Here is a 13,962-nt window from a genome sequence, read left to right as displayed (position 1 = left end):
ACCGTTTGTCCGCGAAAACCGGACGCCACTTTTCGGGATCATGCTCTGAGAGGCCCCCATGCCGCATCTCGTGCTCGACAAAGTCTCGATCCACTATGAGGGCCAGCCGGCACCCGCCGTCGAACGGGTGTCGATCGACATCGCCAAGGATGATTTCGTCGTCCTTGTCGGCCGCTCCGGCTGCGGCAAGACCTCGCTGCTCAATGTCGCCGCCGGCCTCGTCGCGCCGGCGCGCGGCACGGCCACGATCAACGGCCAGCCGATCACGGCACCGGGTTCGGATCGCGCCGTGGTGTTCCAGAACGACGCGCTGTTTCCCTGGCTGACGGCGCGCGAGAACGTTGCCTTCGCGCTGCGCCTGCGCGGTGTCAGGCCGGCCGAGCGGGCGCGCCGCGCCGACGAGCTTCTGGCGCTGGTGAAGCTTGAGCGTGCCGGCGACAAGCGCATCTGGGAGCTTTCCGGCGGCATGCGCCAGCGTGTCGGCCTTGCCCGCGCGCTTGCCGCCGAACCGCAATTCCTGCTGCTCGACGAGCCGCTAGGCGCGCTCGATGCGCTGACGCGCGAGCGCATGCAGACGACACTGCTCGATCTCTGGACGGCAAGCCATGCCGGCGTGCTGATGGTCACCCACGGCATCGAGGAGGCGCTGGTGCTCGCCACCCGCATCGTCGTGCTGGCGCCCGGCCCCGGCCGCGTGGTGCGCACTTTCGAACCCGGCTTCTCCAGGCGCTACGCCTCGGGCGAGGCCATCCGCACGATCAAGGCCGATCCCGCCTTCGCCGCGGCGCGCGGCGAACTGACCGACGCGATCTTCGAGGGAGAGGCGGCATGACCATTTCCTCCTACACCGAACGCCCCGCCCCGAGGACCGAAGAGGCCGACGGCCTGTCGGTGCCGTGGTCGCGGCCAAGCCCGAAACGCAGGGGCGTTTCGGCGCGCATGGTCAGCGCGGTCACCATACTGGTGGTGCTGGCGGCGTGGGCGCTGTCGGCCCGCCTGCAGCTGGTGTCGCCGGTATTCCTGCCCTCGCCGGTCGCCGTCTGGAACAAATTCATTGTCGTCATCAGGGATGGTTTCGTCGACGCGACGCTGCTGCAGCATGTCGTCGCCAGTCTCGGCCGCGTGTTCGCAGCACTCGTCGCGGCGATCCTCGTCGGTGTGCCGGTGGGTCTCGCCATCGGCATCAGCACTGTCGGCCGCGGCATTTTCGATCCGCTGCTGGAATTCCTGCGGCCGATCCCGCCGCTCGCCTATTTGCCGCTGGTCATCATCTGGTTCGGCATCGGCGAGCCGTCGAAGATCCTGGTGATCGCCATCGCCATGCTGGCGCCGGTGGCATTGTCCACCGCCTCGGGCGTTCGCGGCGTCTCGCAGGAGCGCATCAACGCGGCGCGTTCGCTTGGCGCGACAAGGCGCCAGGTGGTCCGCCACGTGATCCTGCCCAGCGCGCTGCCCTCGATCCTGACCGGACTGCGCATCGCGCTCGGTGCCGGCTGGTCGACGCTGGTCGCGGCCGAATTGGTCGCGGCGACGCGCGGACTTGGCTTCATGATCCAGTCCGCGGCCCAGTTCCTGGTCACCGACGTGGTGATCATGGGCATCCTGGTGATCGCGGCCATAGCCTTCGTGCTCGAATTCACCATCCGCAGGATCGAGCGCGCGCTCGTCCCGTGGGCGGGACGGGAGTGACCAACCGCAAGTGCAGGAGAGAATGACCATGACCCATTCCACCGCCGTGCTGTTCGCCCATTTCGGCAACTGGCTGCTGGGCCTTGCCTCCGACCACAAGGCGACGAAGGAGGACACCCCGCGATCGCCGGCACCGGTCCCGTTCCAGGCCGGACGCGACCGCCTGCCGCCGCGCGACGAGAGCTTCTACTGGGCCTGGCAGTACTGGTCGCAGTGAAGAGGTGGCGGCGAGACTTTGCGCCAGCCCTCGCGTCTTCGTCATCCTGAGGTCTGCGTCGCTTCGCCCAAGGATGGCGAACGTTGGGGTTGCCGCAGAAGATATTTCCACACCGCGGCGCCAACTCGCAAAATCGTTCCTCTACTAAATTTATAGAACTACCTAGCCTGATCTCTCTTCCAACCGGCGAGGACATGGGTCCCGGCGCCGATCCGCAGCGAAGGAGAGGGATCATGTTCAATTTGACGAGGCGCGCTTTCGGCATCGGCCTTGTGGCCGCGACGGTTGTCCTGTCGTTCGGCGCCGCGGCGCAGGAGCTGAAGCAGTTCAGCATCGGCTATCAGAAAACCGGCCTGCCGGTGATCGCCCGGCAGCAGCAGGTCATCGAAAAGGCGCTGGGCGACAAGGGCGTCACCGTCAAATGGGTCGAATTCACCGCTGGCCCGCCACTGGTCGAGGCGCTCAATGTCGGCGCCATCGACGCCGGCTGGACCGGCGACGCGCCGCCGATCTTCGGCCAGTCGGCGGGCGCCAACATTGTCTACGCGGCGGCACTGCCGTCCAATGGCGACGGCGAGGCGATCTTCGTCAAGCCGGCGTCGCCGGTCCAGTCGGTCGCCGACCTCAAGGGCAAGCGCGTCGGCGTCGGCAAGGGCACCAGTGCGCATAATCTGCTGGTCGCCGCGCTGGAAAAGGCAGGCATCCCCTTCGATCAGGTCACGCCGGTCTATCTCAGCCCCGCCGATGCCGCCGCCGCCTTCGCCAGCGACCAGATCGATGCCTGGGCGGTCTGGGATCCCTTCTTCGCAATCGCCGAAACGCGTTATCAGCCGCGTGTTCTGGCCCGCTCCAGCGAAGTGCTCAAGGTCAACACCTATTTCCTCGCCAACAAGGATTTCGCCAAGGCGCATCCCGAGATCATCACCACGACGATCGCCGCTCTCGGCGAGGCGGCGAAATGGGCGGACCAGAACCGCGACAAGGTGGCCGAGGCGCTGCATGAGGTCACCGGCGTGCCGCTCGACGCACAAACGATTGCCGCCAACCGCACCAAATTCGGCATCTTTCCGATCACCGACGAGATCACCGCCGGCCAGCAGGCGACAGCCGACCGCTTCTACAAGCTCGGCCTGATCCCGAAGGCGGTTCGGATCTCCGACGCGGTGTGGACCGCGCCGGGCAACTGATTTTCTCGCACGGCGCCGGGCGGAAACGTCCGGCGCCTTTGTCGTTTCCGCCGATATCTCCAGGAGATCCGCCCGTGACTGCGTCAGACATGACCACAGCCGGCACCGCGCCGCTCGATTTCTTCTGGTTCATCCCGACCCATGGCGACGGCTCCTATCTTGGTTCCGAGCAACAGCAGCGGCCGCCGGAGTTCGGGTATTTCAAGGAGATCGCGCAGGCGGTCGACCGGCTCGGCTTTCCCGGCGTGCTGCTGCCGACCGGTCAGAATTGCGAGGATTCCTGGATCACCGCGACAGGACTTGCGACGCTCACCGAAAAACTCAAATTCCTGGTCGCGCTGCGGCCCGGTGTGACGCTGCCGACCTTCGCCGCGCGCCAGACCGCGGCACTCGATCGGCTGAGCAATGGCCGGCTGTTGCTCAATGTGGTGGTCGGCGGCAATCCGACCGAGCTCGCCGGCGACGGCGTCTTCCTGCCGCATGACGAGCGCTACGCCCAGGCGCAGGAATTCCTCACCATCTGGCGCGGCCTGGTATCCGGCGAGCGCGTCAATTTCGACGGCAAATATTACCGCGTCGAGAATGGCCGCCTCGACCTTTTGCCGTTGCAGGAACGGCCGCCGCTCTATTTCGGCGGCTCGTCCGACGCCGGCCAGGATCTCGCCGCCGACCTCGTCGACATGTACCTGACCTGGGGCGAGCCGCCGGCACAGGTGGCCGAGAAGCTCGCTTCTGCGCGCAAAAAGGCAGCCCTGCGTGGTAGAAAACTGCGTTTCGGCATCCGGCTGCATTTCATCGTGCGCGAAACCGAGGACGAGGCCTGGCGCGCCGCCGAGCGGCTGATCAGCCACGTCACCGACGCCCAGATCGAGAATGCGCAGGCGCGTTTCCTCAACCAGATGGACTCGGTCGGCCAGCGCCGCATGGCCGAGCTGCATGGCGGCCATCGCGACAAGCTGGTCGTCTCGCCCAATCTGTGGGCAGGCGTCGGCCTGGTGCGCGGCGGCGCCGGCACCGCGCTGGTCGGCACGCCCGAGAAGGTCGCCGAGCGGATCCGCGAATACCAGGCGATCGGCATCGATACCATCATCGGCTCCGGTTATCCGCATCTGGAAGAAGCCTACCGCGTCGCCGAGCTTCTGTTCCCACGCCTTGGGCTTGGCACCAGGCGGCAGCGGGCGCACCAGGACATCGCCAATGAATTCTCGGTCGGCTTCCATGGTGCCGCCCGCTTGCAGGCCTCTTCATGAGCCTTTCCGCGCGCCTCCACGCAAACGCCATCGGCTGGGTGTTGCCGGTCCTGGTGATTGCCGGCTGGGAAGCCGCGTCGCGCGCGGGCGTCATGCCGGCCAATGTGCTGCCGGCGCCAAGCGCCGTTGCCGAGGCTTTCTGGCGCCTGACGCTGTCGGGTGAGCTGATCCGCAACATCGGTGTTTCCACGGCACGCGCTCTTGGCGGCTTTGCCATCGGCGGCTCGATCGGATTCGCGCTTGGCCTTGCCAACGGCCTGTCGCGGCTCAGCCGCGGCCTGACCGACACCACGCTGCAGATGATCCGCAACATTCCGCATCTGGCGCTGATCCCGCTCGTCATCCTGTGGTTCGGCATCGACGAGGAGGCAAAACTGTTCCTGGTGGCGCTTGGCGTGTTCTTTCCGATCTACGTCAACACGCTGCTCGGCATCCAGAGCGTCGACCCGCAGCTGGTCGAGATGGGCCGCGTCTACGGCATGGACCGGCGCGCGCTGTTCTTTCGCGTTATCCTGCCCGGCGCGCTGCCGGCGATCTTCGTCGGCCTGCGCTATGCCCTGGGCATCATGTGGCTGACACTGATCGTCGCCGAAACCATCTCGGCCAGTTCCGGCCTCGGCTACATGGCCATGCAGGCGCGCGAATTCCTGCTGATCGATGTCGTCGTGCTGTCGATCCTGATCTACGCGCTGCTCGGCAAGCTCGCCGACAGCCTCGCCCGCCTGCTCGAGCGGCTGTCGCTCGGCTGGCATCCGGCTTTCCAGAACGGATGAGATGCTGTCGATGACCGCTGCCAGCCTGACCGCCGCCCGATCCTTCATCGCCACGCCGGCGCCGGCGCGCCCGGCCATAGCGGTCGAAGGACGGCACGCCTTCGCCTTCAAGGGCGTGGGAAAGCGCTTCGGCGACAAGATCGTGCTCGACGGCATCGATCTCGAGGTGCCGGCCGGGCAGTTCGTCGCCGTCATCGGTAAGAGCGGCTGCGGCAAGAGCACGCTGCTCCGGTTGCTGGCGGGGCTCGACCGGCCGACATCGGGATCGCTGACGCTGGGCGCCGGGGAAGAGGGCCACAGCCGCACCCGGTTCATGTTCCAGGAGCCGCGTCTGCTGCCCTGGGCCAGCGTGGTGAAAAATGTCGAGGTCGGGCTGACCGGCATCGCTTCCGGCGCGGACGCAACGCAGCGCGCTCTCGATATCCTCTCCGAGGTTGGCCTCGCCGATCGTGCTGACGAATGGCCCTCGGTGCTGTCCGGCGGCCAGAAGCAGCGCGTGGCGCTGGCCCGCGCGCTGGTCGGCCACCCGCAGATCCTGGCGCTCGACGAGCCGCTCGGCGCGCTCGACGCGCTGACCCGCATCGAGATGCAGCAATTGCTGGAGCGCATCTGGCTCGCCCAGAAATTCACCGCCGTGCTGGTCACGCACGATGTCGCCGAAGCGGTCGCGCTCGCCGACCGGGTGGTGGTGATCAGCGCCGGCAAGATCGCGCTCGATCTGGATGTGCCGGTGGAAAGGCCGCGCCGGCGCGGTTCCGCCGAGCTCGCCCGGCTTGAGGGCACGATATTGGACCGGCTGTTCGGTTAGGGCTTGGGGCAAGGCATTGGCTGGCCGCTTGGGTTGATCGGCGGGGAGCTTTTGCGAAAGCGCCCCACCCCTTCGTCATCCTATGGCGGAGCAAGGAGCGAAGCGACGCGGCGCAGACCATAGGATCCATGCCGGGACTCCAGAGCGCCGCCACGATTCATCATTCTGCACCGCTACGCCCTTCGGCTGATGTCGCGGCATGGATCCCAGGGTCTCCGCGACGCCGCTTCGCGGCTGCTCCGCCCTAGGATGACGAAGTTGAGGGTGGCTCGGCCAATCTTGAATGCGCTCGTTCACGGTTCTCACCCCCTACCGGTTCGCCCACACCAGCCCGGCCAGGCCGACCAGCATGGTCACGATGCCGATATAGAACCATTGTGCGGCTGGCCGGTCATGAAGCTGCCGCCGACCACGCCGATGCCTTGCAGCGACCACAGCGCACCGATGGCCAGCACAATCAAGGCCAGCAGATTTTTGGTCAGTCTCATTGACGGATCTCGCTTTTCAAGTCGATCGTTGGTCGTGTCGCGACCGTGATGAAAGAGCCAAAGGAAGTGGCATAATCACCTCGGAATCTACTTGGATATTAATCCGGTATCTTGTCAAAACGATCTCGGATGTCGGCCCGGAGATCATCGAAAATGGATCAAATTGCGCCGGAATATCCCTGACAGACTGTTACCTGGTGACTCCAAACGTGTGATCTCGCCACGGAACTGACAGATCACTGCCGCATTTCCTGCCTTATTCGGCACCTAACGGCTGGGGTCTGTCAAAAACGGAGCCACCCCTTAAAGATGAAGAACCTAAACCAGACCGCGCTTGTCGCGGTAACGATCGCTGCTGGCCTGATGGTCGGCGCTTCCGCCACTTCGGCGACCGCCGCCGCCGGCCAGTGCGGCCGCGCCTCCTGGTACGCGCTGCACTCGAAAACCGCATCGGGCGAGCGCATGAACCCGTCGGCGATGACCGCCGCCCACCGCACCTTGCCATTCGGCACCAAATTGCGGGTCACCAACCAGAACAATGGCAAAAGCGTCATCGTGCGCATCAATGATCGCGGCCCGTTCATTCGCGGACGCGTGCTCGACCTGTCGAAGGGCGCCGCCGGCCAGCTCGGCTTCATCGGTTCCGGCCACACCTCGGTCTGCATGGCACGCGTTTGATGTGATTATCCCTGGACCATGATCTCCTTCGAAAACCTGAACCAGTTTTCGGGATCATGGTCGGGTGTCCGGCAACCCGACATATTTCCTACACATTTCGGCAGCGCACACTGAGCCGGCTCCGCCATTCCGGGCGGATTTGCAAGCCTTTGGACGAAAGAACCATTGGTCACGCCACGTGACGTATTGCATCGCAGCAATTAGTTGTTAACTTCGCCGCGAGACATTTGAGGCTCGGCGCTGCTCGTCGTCCCTTCGGTCGCAGGCAGCAGCGGGGTTGTCGATGTTCTATCAGCTCTATGAATTGAACCATGCGGCGCTGCAGCCGGCCCGGCTCTATGCCGACGCGGTGCGGATGTTCTACTCCAACCCGCTCAATCCGATTTCGCACACGCCCTGGGGCCGTTCGGTCGCGGCGGGTGCCGAACTGTTCGAACGCACCACGCGCCGCTATGGCAAGCCGGCCTTCGGCCTCGGCAAGACCGTCGTCGACTGGAAGAGCGTCGAGGTCACCGAAAAGACCGTCTGGTCGAAGCCGTTCTGCAATCTCGTCCGCTTCGAACGCGCGGTGCCCGCCGGCCGCAAGCCGGATCCGAAGCTTCTGATCGTGGCGCCGATGTCGGGCCATTATGCCACGCTGCTGCGCGGCACGGTGGAAGCCATGCTGCCCTACGCCGATGTCCACATCACCGACTGGGTCGATGCCCGCATGGTGCCGCTGGCCGACGGCAGTTTCGATCTCGACGACTATATCGATTACATCGTCGACATGTTCCATGCGCTGGGGCCTGACACCCATGTGATGGCGGTGTGCCAGCCTTCCGTGCCGGTTCTGGCGGCGGTGGCGCTGATGGAGGCGAAAGGCGACCCCTTCGTGCCCTCGACCATGACCCTGATGGGCGGGCCGATCGACACCCGCCGCAACCCGACCGCGGTCAATCTCCTGGCCGAGGAAAAGGGCATCGACTGGTTCCGCGACAATGTCGTCATGCGCGCGCCGTGGCCGGTGCCGGGCTTCGGCCGCGAGGTCTATCCGGGCTTCCTGCAGCTGTCCGGCTTCATGAGCATGAACCTCGACCGCCACATCATCGCCCACAAGGACTTCTTCATGCACCTTGTGAAGCACGATGGCGACAACGCCGAGAAGCACCGCGACTTCTATGACGAATATCTGGCGGTCATGGACCTCACAGCGGAGTTCTATTTGCAGACCGTCGACACCGTCTTCGTTCGCCATGCCCTGCCCAAGGGCGAGATGACGCATCGCGGCACCCGTATCGACCCGTCGGTCATCCGCAACGTCGCCCTGTTCACGGTCGAGGGCGAGAATGACGACATATCGGGCCTCGGCCAGACCAAGGCGGCGCAGGACCTGTGCGTCAACATTCCGGCCGACAAGAAGGCCCACTACATGCAGCCGGCGGTTGGCCATTACGGCGTCTTCAACGGCTCGCGCTTCCGCTCTGAGATCGTGCCGCGCATCGTCGACTTCATCACCAGCTATGGCCGCCAGAACCGCGTCGCGGTGAAGCCGAAGCTGGTCCGCACCGCCAAGCGATAGGCAATTCCGCGACAAAATCGGCTTCAGGGCCGATTCTGTTGCACAAGTGCCGCTGTCCCTCCCCGCGGGTAACCATGCTGCAAATCAGCTCGTCGTCGTAATTGACACGGACTGTCAATCGCCCTTAACGTTTCGTTAACAACAGGGTGAGCGGGGACAATGAATTCCTCAACAATGGCGAGAAGGCTGCGCGTGTGCGTGGCTGCGGCCGGTCTGGCAGCCACAGGAAGCTGGATCGCACCGGCTTTGGCTGCCGGAGCGATGGCGACCGGGGGCATCACCTCGCAGCCGATCGGCCACTATGATTTCTGTAAGCTGCACCCCGGCGAATGCTCGATCCGCCCGAGCAACCTGGCACCAGCCAGGATGACCGACGGGCTGATGCGCAAGCTCATCAATGTCACCGCCAGGGTCAACGCCGCCGTCAAGCCGATGAGCGACATGGACATATACGGCAAGGACGAGGTCTGGGCCTATCCCGACAAGGGCGTCGGCGACTGCGAGGACTATGTTCTGGAAAAGCGGCGCCAGCTGTCCCGCTCGGGCATCTCGCTTGCCGATCTTCTCATCACCGTGGTGCGCAAACCGGACGGCGAAGGCCATTCGGTGCTGACCGTGCGCACCGACAAGGGCGACTACGTGCTCGACAACCTGACCGACAAGGTCAGGGCCTGGGACCAGACCGGCTACCGCTTCCTCAAGCGGCAGGCGATCGACAACACCGGCCGCTGGGTCTCGATCCGCGGCGGCCAGCAGGTCCTGGTGGGGTCGGTCGAGTAAGGGTTGGGCCGCGGCTCGATTAGGGCAGCGCCACCCCCAGCGCTTCGTCATCCTAGGGCGGAGCAAGGAGCGCAGCGACGCGCGCAGACCCTAGGATCCATGCCGTGACGCCAACATAGAACACAGCGGCGCAGAAACAGGCGCCGGCCATCTTCATCCGAGCATCGCTACATTCTTCACCGCTGCGGCGCTCGCAAGTCGCGGCATGGATCCTCGGGTCTGCGCGTCCGCTTCGCTCCCGCTACGCCCGTGGATGACGAAAGTGAGGAGGCTCCGCCGATCTCGTAGATCTCCGCTGCCCGCTCCGTTGCGAGGCGTCGCGAACGCACCTCGCGCATCTCTCCCGAAAATTTTCTCCATCTCTCCGTGAACCATTTTCGTTCGCCCGGCGACACACAGCCGTGAATGACGAAACCCAATCATGGAGACTTCAAATGACTGCTTTCCTGCGAAACACCCTTCTCGCCGTCGCCGCCGTATCGGCCCTGGGCGGATCCGCGATGGCCGACCAGACGGTCAGCTGCGCCCACACCAACCTCAATGACCTCTGGGCCGGCCGCTGTTGTGGCACTGCCGGCGCGTCTGACTGCCTGGGTGGTGGAAACGGTGGCCGTGGCGACCATGACCGCCCGGGAACCAACGGCGGCAACCCCAACGGCAGCACGGCCGGCAAGAACTGATCTCGCCACAGCTGCCCGCTGGCCATTGCCGGCGGGCACTGTTTTGCGACCAGGCGGCGGCCCGGCCGTCGCGGAATCCGGATAAAACCGGTTACTTCAGCCGGCCCAGCGCCGCGCGGATCGAGGCGGTGATGCGGCGCAGCTCCGCTTCGTCGAGCTTTTCGATGTTCTCGGCCAGAAGATTGGCCAGCTCGGTGGCGGCGGGGTTGAGACCCGACGTGTCGAGCTTCACGCGCGGATGCGAGGCTTCGGCCAGCCGCGCCAGCTCCTCGGCGTCGTCCCAGATGATGTTGAAATAGCCGATGATCTTCTGGATCAGCGTCCAGGTCGGCGCGCCGCGCCTGCCATGCTCGAGCGCCGACAGATAGGCGGCGCTGATGCCGATCGCCGCCGCCATGTCCTTCTGGGTGACGCCGCGCTCGGCGCGAAGCGCCCGCAGCCGCTCGCCGAACGGCGTCATGCGCCCGGCCTCACGGCTTCAGCTTTCATGAGCGCACCCGCCGCAGCCGGATGTAGAGCGCGCCCGAGCCGCCATGGTTGCGGGCGGCATGGTCATGGCTGGAGACCAGCGGCCGGAATGCCGGCGTCGACAGCCAGGCCGGCACGGCACGCCGCAGCACGCCGTCGCCGCCGGAGGACGACCCCTTGCCGGTGATGACCAGGACATAGCGGATGCCGCCGGCATGCGCCCGGTGCAGGAACGAGAACAGCAGCGAATAGGCCTCGTCCTGCGTCATCCCATGCAGGTCGACGCGGCCCTCGATCGGCAGCCGGCCCTTCGACAATTTGTCCAGCGTCGGCTCGTCGAGGCGATGCGTGACATGCTGCGCCTTCGGCTTTGCCGCGCCCGGCGCATTGGCGGCGGGCTGCGCCGCTTGCGGCGATGTCGGCATGGCGTCGGCGGCGATATCCGGAATGTCGACGGCCGCCCTGCCCTTCAGCGGCTTGGCCGTGCGCGCCACCAGGTTCCACAGCACCCGGTCGTCCTCGCTGAGCTTGTCCGAACGCTTGCTCATCCGGCGCCCCCGACCAGCGGGCGCGGCACCAGCGCGTAGAAATCGGCGGCGTTGCGCACCACGCCGGCGATCTCGCCGGCAGCGTCGCCGGAGCCGGCGAAGAGATCGCCCCGCGCCGGCCCGGTGATGGCCGAGCCGGTGTCCTGCGCGATCATCAGCCGCCGGAACGATCTTTTGTCAAAGGCGGTGAGCGTCGGCGCGTCGATGTAGAAGGGCGTGCCGAATGTATGAAGCAGCCGGTCGACGGCGACGGAACGGCCCGGCGTCAGCGGCACCTTGGCGGCTGCGATCGGGCCGAGAGCTGCGTCCTCCACATCGGCCTCGCGGAAGAAGATGTAGGAGCGGTTCTGCCACAGGATCTCGTCGATGCGCCCGGGATGCGCCTTGAACCAGGCGCGGATCGACTGCATCGTCACTTGCGCCAGCGGGATTTCGCCCAGCTCGCTCAGGATCTTGCCCGGCCCGGTAAAACGCTGGCCCGATTTGGCCGCGTAGGTGACGCGGCGGAGCCGGCCATCGGTCATGGCCAGCCGCGCCGCGCCTTGCACATGGATGAAGAAGGCATCGACCTTGTCGTCCAGCCAGGCGATTTCCAGCCCTTGGCCCTGAAGCGCCCCGCGCTCGATCGCGCCACGGTCGAAATACTCGACCGGTCCGTCCGCCGTGCGGCGTGCGAAGGCGAGATAGGCATCCATCCCCTGCGGCCGGTTGGCGTCGTCGACATCGACGAGATCGGCCGGGCGCGACAGCAGCGGCATGGCAAACCGCTCCGTGCGCACCGGCGACGCCTCGACTTGCGGCTCGTAGAAGCCGGTGACGAGGCCGGCGCCGGTGTCGGGCCGCACCAGCATCGGCACGAAATGGCGCTCGAAGAAGCTTCGCGCCTCCGACCGGTTCACGGGCGGTGCGGTGCGCGCCGCCGCATAAGCCGCCGTGAAGGCGCCGAAATCGACGCCGAGCGCGCCGCTGCGATAGGGTTTTACCGGCGCATGGAAGGCGGAACGGCGAAAAGCCTCGAAGGCCGGCAGCTGGTCGTCGTCGCCCCAGCCGGGCAGGTCGTCAAAGGATTTTTCGATGAAGAGAGGCGATAGCGACACCGGAGCCCCGTCGCCTTAAAGCGCGTCGTGTTCGAAAAGGGTCATGCGACGCGCTTCGAGGCTTGGTTTTGATGCAAGTCGTTGTCCCAAAACCGCTTCGCACTTTTGGGCGACACGCATCGGGACTCAGTCTTCTTCTTCGGTGGCGACGAGCTTCCAGTTCGGATCGCGCGAGCGCGTGTCGCGGGCGAAGGTCCAGACATCCTTGACCTCGGCCACGGTTTCCGGATCGCCGTCGATGACGGCGCCCGCCTTGTCGCGCGTCGCCGAAATCAGCTCGCTGATGATGCGCAGCGTCACATGCGCCTCGCCGCCCTTCATCTCGGCCGAGACGATGTCGGCCTTGTCAATGCCGACGAAAGAGGACTGGATCTTCTCCGACTTGGCCTCGCGTTCGCCGATCGCGGCGACGAAACCGTCATAGACTTCGCGCGACAGAAGGTTCTTCAGCGTTTTGCGGTCGCCGTCGGCATAGGCCATGACGATCATCTCATAGGCCATCTTGGCGCCGTCGACGAAGCCCTTCGGGTCGAAGGACGGATCATTGTCCTTGATCGTGCGCAGGCCCTTGTTGAGATCGGTGTCGGGCTTGGCGAAGGCGTCGATCGCCGTATAGGCATCGGCCGGCGCCGGTTCGCCCGGCAGCCGCTTGCGCGGCAGCGAAACGACATTCTCGGGTTTCTGGGTGGCGTCCTTGTCGGTGCGCGCCGCCGTGTAGGGGTCGAAGGGCGGCCGCTCGCTACCGGTCCGACGGCCCAGCACGTTGCGCAGCTGGAAGAAGATCACCACCGCCGCGATCAGGAAGAAAATCGTGCCGAAGTCGAAGAAGCCCATATCTTCCGCCAATCAATCCCTGCCTCTAGGCCGGACCATCCGGCCAACAGGCCGCGGTCGCATAGCGTTCAACATTCAAAGCATATAGAACGCAAGGTGCAATCATTCAAATCAAAGGCAGGCATACCTATCTAACAGCCTCCGTGCCAGCGGCGATTGGTCGCCAGCGGGCAAAACAATCGAATGGTCGGTAAAGACTTGCGCATTTCGCTGCTTCCCCTCTTCCTCCTCGCGCTCCCGCTGCTGGAAATCGCCGGTTTCGTCATCGTCGGCCGTGAGGTCGGCGCGCTGGCGACGGTCGGCCTTGTATTGGCCTCGAGCATCGCCGGCGTGCTTTTGCTCCGGCACCAGGGTTTCGGCGTCATGACCCGCATCCGCACCGAGATGGATGCCGGCCATGATCCCAGCCGCCAGCTGGCCCATGGCGCCATGATCGTGGTGGCGGCGATCCTGTTGATCATCCCCGGCTTCATCACCGACATTATCGGCCTGCTGCTGTTCCTGCCGCCGGTGCGCGACTTTGCCTGGAGCCGGTTCAAGGGCCGCATTGTCGTCGCCACCGATTTCTCGACCGGCGGGTTCCGCGGCCGCCCGCGCGACAAGGTCATCGACCTCGACGACGGCGACTATTCGCGCGAGGACGATTTCAAGCGCGGCCCGGATCACAATTCGCCGTGGCGGCGCCTGAAGGACGATTAGGTCGGCCATCCGGCGCTTCGATCCATGCCGCGACCTCTGAGCGCCGCTGCGGTGGAGGATAGTCACCCAGCCGCATCGTTGTGAGCATTGAGCCGCCGTATTCCTTGGCCACGGTCACGGCATGGATCCCAGGGTCTCCGCGACGCCGCTGCGCGGCTGCTTCGCCTTGGAATGACGAGGTGAGAAGCAAGGTGGCAAACCTTGT

The 13,962-nt window shown here is 65.3% G+C and carries 17 protein-coding genes; 12 read left to right on the top strand and 5 right to left on the bottom strand.

Annotation, left to right across the window (positions count from 1 at the left end; translation table 11 throughout):
* The first annotated feature begins 58 nt into the window (after positions 1–58).
* The 7 genes from MesoLj_RS04680 to MesoLj_RS04650 all read left to right on the top strand — a co-directional run bounded on the left by MesoLj_RS04680 (position 59) and on the right by MesoLj_RS04650 (position 5,924).
* The gene (locus MesoLj_RS04680; protein WP_202325236.1) at positions 59–832 is read left to right on the top strand and encodes a taurine ABC transporter ATP-binding protein; all 774 of its coding nucleotides are present in this window, start codon (positions 59–61) and stop codon (positions 830–832) included.
* On the top strand, positions 829–1,689 hold the full coding sequence (locus tag MesoLj_RS04675; protein ID WP_202325235.1) for an ABC transporter permease subunit: 861 nt from the start codon (positions 829–831) through the stop codon (positions 1,687–1,689). The genes MesoLj_RS04680 and MesoLj_RS04675 overlap by 4 nt, the downstream gene beginning before the upstream one ends.
* Before the next feature lie 28 nt (positions 1,690–1,717).
* A complete protein-coding gene (locus MesoLj_RS04670; protein ID WP_202325234.1) occupies positions 1,718–1,906 on the top strand; it encodes a hypothetical protein in 189 nt (62 codons plus the stop codon).
* A gap of 233 nt (positions 1,907–2,139) precedes the next feature.
* Positions 2,140–3,093, top strand: a complete 954-nt coding sequence (locus MesoLj_RS04665) for a sulfonate ABC transporter substrate-binding protein (RefSeq protein ID WP_202325233.1) — start codon at positions 2,140–2,142, stop codon at positions 3,091–3,093.
* Between the two features lie 89 nt (positions 3,094–3,182).
* Complete coding sequence (ssuD, locus tag MesoLj_RS04660) at positions 3,183–4,343, top strand: FMNH2-dependent alkanesulfonate monooxygenase (RefSeq protein WP_202327171.1); 1,161 nt, start codon at positions 3,183–3,185, stop codon at positions 4,341–4,343.
* Positions 4,340–5,116: an ABC transporter permease subunit gene (locus MesoLj_RS04655; RefSeq protein WP_202325232.1), complete on the top strand. Its 777-nt coding sequence runs from the start codon at positions 4,340–4,342 to the stop codon at positions 5,114–5,116. The genes ssuD and MesoLj_RS04655 overlap by 4 nt, the downstream gene beginning before the upstream one ends.
* 10 nt (positions 5,117–5,126) lie before the next feature.
* Positions 5,127–5,924: an ATP-binding cassette domain-containing protein gene (locus MesoLj_RS04650; protein ID WP_202325231.1), complete on the top strand. Its 798-nt coding sequence runs from the start codon at positions 5,127–5,129 to the stop codon at positions 5,922–5,924.
* Between the two features lie 353 nt (positions 5,925–6,277).
* Here MesoLj_RS04650 and MesoLj_RS36600 read toward each other — a convergent pair whose 3' ends face one another.
* On the bottom strand, positions 6,278–6,412 hold the full coding sequence (locus MesoLj_RS36600) for a hypothetical protein (RefSeq protein ID WP_274609171.1): 135 nt from the start codon (positions 6,410–6,412) through the stop codon (positions 6,278–6,280).
* A 309-nt stretch (positions 6,413–6,721) separates the two neighbouring features.
* On the opposite strand from MesoLj_RS36600, the gene MesoLj_RS04645 reads away from it, so the two are divergent.
* The 4 genes from MesoLj_RS04645 to MesoLj_RS04630 all read left to right on the top strand — a co-directional run bounded on the left by MesoLj_RS04645 (position 6,722) and on the right by MesoLj_RS04630 (position 10,111).
* Entirely contained in the window at positions 6,722–7,090 is a 369-nt protein-coding gene (locus MesoLj_RS04645) for a septal ring lytic transglycosylase RlpA family protein (RefSeq protein ID WP_056574162.1), read from the top strand.
* A 283-nt stretch (positions 7,091–7,373) separates the two neighbouring features.
* The gene (locus MesoLj_RS04640; protein ID WP_202325230.1) at positions 7,374–8,651 is read left to right on the top strand and encodes a polyhydroxyalkanoate depolymerase; all 1,278 of its coding nucleotides are present in this window, start codon (positions 7,374–7,376) and stop codon (positions 8,649–8,651) included.
* A gap of 159 nt (positions 8,652–8,810) precedes the next feature.
* Positions 8,811–9,431 carry a transglutaminase-like cysteine peptidase gene (locus MesoLj_RS04635; protein ID WP_202325229.1) on the top strand — a complete coding sequence of 207 codons (621 nt, stop codon included), beginning with the start codon at positions 8,811–8,813 and terminating at the stop codon, positions 9,429–9,431.
* Positions 9,432–9,865: 434 nt separating this feature from the next.
* Positions 9,866–10,111: a hypothetical protein gene (locus MesoLj_RS04630; protein WP_202325228.1), complete on the top strand. Its 246-nt coding sequence runs from the start codon at positions 9,866–9,868 to the stop codon at positions 10,109–10,111.
* A gap of 91 nt (positions 10,112–10,202) precedes the next feature.
* On the opposite strand, the gene MesoLj_RS04625 is transcribed toward MesoLj_RS04630, so the two are convergent.
* The 4 genes from MesoLj_RS04625 to MesoLj_RS04610 form a co-directional block, all read right to left on the bottom strand.
* The gene (locus tag MesoLj_RS04625; RefSeq protein ID WP_172347765.1) at positions 10,203–10,571 is read right to left on the bottom strand and encodes a helix-turn-helix domain-containing protein; all 369 of its coding nucleotides are present in this window, start codon (positions 10,569–10,571) and stop codon (positions 10,203–10,205) included.
* A gap of 25 nt (positions 10,572–10,596) precedes the next feature.
* Positions 10,597–11,127 carry a Smr/MutS family protein gene (locus MesoLj_RS04620; RefSeq protein ID WP_202325227.1) on the bottom strand — a complete coding sequence of 177 codons (531 nt, stop codon included), beginning with the start codon at positions 11,125–11,127 and terminating at the stop codon, positions 10,597–10,599.
* Positions 11,124–12,224, bottom strand: a complete 1,101-nt coding sequence (gene mltA, locus MesoLj_RS04615; protein ID WP_202325226.1) for a murein transglycosylase A — start codon at positions 12,222–12,224, stop codon at positions 11,124–11,126. Before mltA ends, MesoLj_RS04620 begins: the two co-directional genes overlap by 4 nt.
* 126 nt (positions 12,225–12,350) lie before the next feature.
* Positions 12,351–13,058, bottom strand: coding sequence for a Tim44/TimA family putative adaptor protein (locus MesoLj_RS04610; protein WP_140776454.1), 708 nt, complete (start codon positions 13,056–13,058; stop codon positions 12,351–12,353).
* A 198-nt stretch (positions 13,059–13,256) separates the two neighbouring features.
* On the opposite strand from MesoLj_RS04610, the gene MesoLj_RS04605 reads away from it, so the two are divergent.
* Positions 13,257–13,757, top strand: a complete 501-nt coding sequence (locus MesoLj_RS04605) for an FxsA family protein (RefSeq protein WP_202327170.1) — start codon at positions 13,257–13,259, stop codon at positions 13,755–13,757.
* Positions 13,758–13,962: the final 205 nt, after the last annotated feature.

The sequence above is a fragment of the Mesorhizobium sp. 113-3-9 genome (genome assembly GCF_016756515.1).
Taxonomy (GTDB): domain Bacteria; phylum Pseudomonadota; class Alphaproteobacteria; order Rhizobiales; family Rhizobiaceae; genus Mesorhizobium.
Note: the sequence above shows the minus strand (reverse complement) of the source record. Positions and strands in the feature narration are given on the sequence as shown.

What these genes read in the sequence shown, in the direction of transcription:
- ssuD (WP_202327171.1), top strand. Translation starts at nt 3,183, where the DNA reads ATGACCACAGCCGGCACCGCGCCGCTCGATTTCTTCTGGTTCATCCCG.
- MesoLj_RS04640 (WP_202325230.1), top strand. Translation starts at nt 7,374, where the DNA reads ATGTTCTATCAGCTCTATGAATTGAACCATGCGGCGCTGCAGCCGGCC.
- MesoLj_RS36600 (WP_274609171.1), bottom strand. Translation starts at nt 6,412, where the DNA reads ATGAGACTGACCAAAAATCTGCTGGCCTTGATTGTGCTGGCCATCGGT.
- MesoLj_RS04675 (WP_202325235.1), top strand. Translation starts at nt 829, where the DNA reads ATGACCATTTCCTCCTACACCGAACGCCCCGCCCCGAGGACCGAAGAG.
- MesoLj_RS04610 (WP_140776454.1), bottom strand. Translation starts at nt 13,058, where the DNA reads ATGGGCTTCTTCGACTTCGGCACGATTTTCTTCCTGATCGCGGCGGTG.
- MesoLj_RS04655 (WP_202325232.1), top strand. Translation starts at nt 4,340, where the DNA reads ATGAGCCTTTCCGCGCGCCTCCACGCAAACGCCATCGGCTGGGTGTTG.
- MesoLj_RS04650 (WP_202325231.1), top strand. Translation starts at nt 5,127, where the DNA reads ATGACCGCTGCCAGCCTGACCGCCGCCCGATCCTTCATCGCCACGCCG.
- MesoLj_RS04645 (WP_056574162.1), top strand. Translation starts at nt 6,722, where the DNA reads ATGAAGAACCTAAACCAGACCGCGCTTGTCGCGGTAACGATCGCTGCT.
- MesoLj_RS04670 (WP_202325234.1), top strand. Translation starts at nt 1,718, where the DNA reads ATGACCCATTCCACCGCCGTGCTGTTCGCCCATTTCGGCAACTGGCTG.
- MesoLj_RS04665 (WP_202325233.1), top strand. Translation starts at nt 2,140, where the DNA reads ATGTTCAATTTGACGAGGCGCGCTTTCGGCATCGGCCTTGTGGCCGCG.
- MesoLj_RS04625 (WP_172347765.1), bottom strand. Translation starts at nt 10,571, where the DNA reads ATGACGCCGTTCGGCGAGCGGCTGCGGGCGCTTCGCGCCGAGCGCGGC.
- MesoLj_RS04635 (WP_202325229.1), top strand. Translation starts at nt 8,811, where the DNA reads ATGAATTCCTCAACAATGGCGAGAAGGCTGCGCGTGTGCGTGGCTGCG.
- MesoLj_RS04630 (WP_202325228.1), top strand. Translation starts at nt 9,866, where the DNA reads ATGACTGCTTTCCTGCGAAACACCCTTCTCGCCGTCGCCGCCGTATCG.
- MesoLj_RS04620 (WP_202325227.1), bottom strand. Translation starts at nt 11,127, where the DNA reads ATGAGCAAGCGTTCGGACAAGCTCAGCGAGGACGACCGGGTGCTGTGG.
- MesoLj_RS04680 (WP_202325236.1), top strand. Translation starts at nt 59, where the DNA reads ATGCCGCATCTCGTGCTCGACAAAGTCTCGATCCACTATGAGGGCCAG.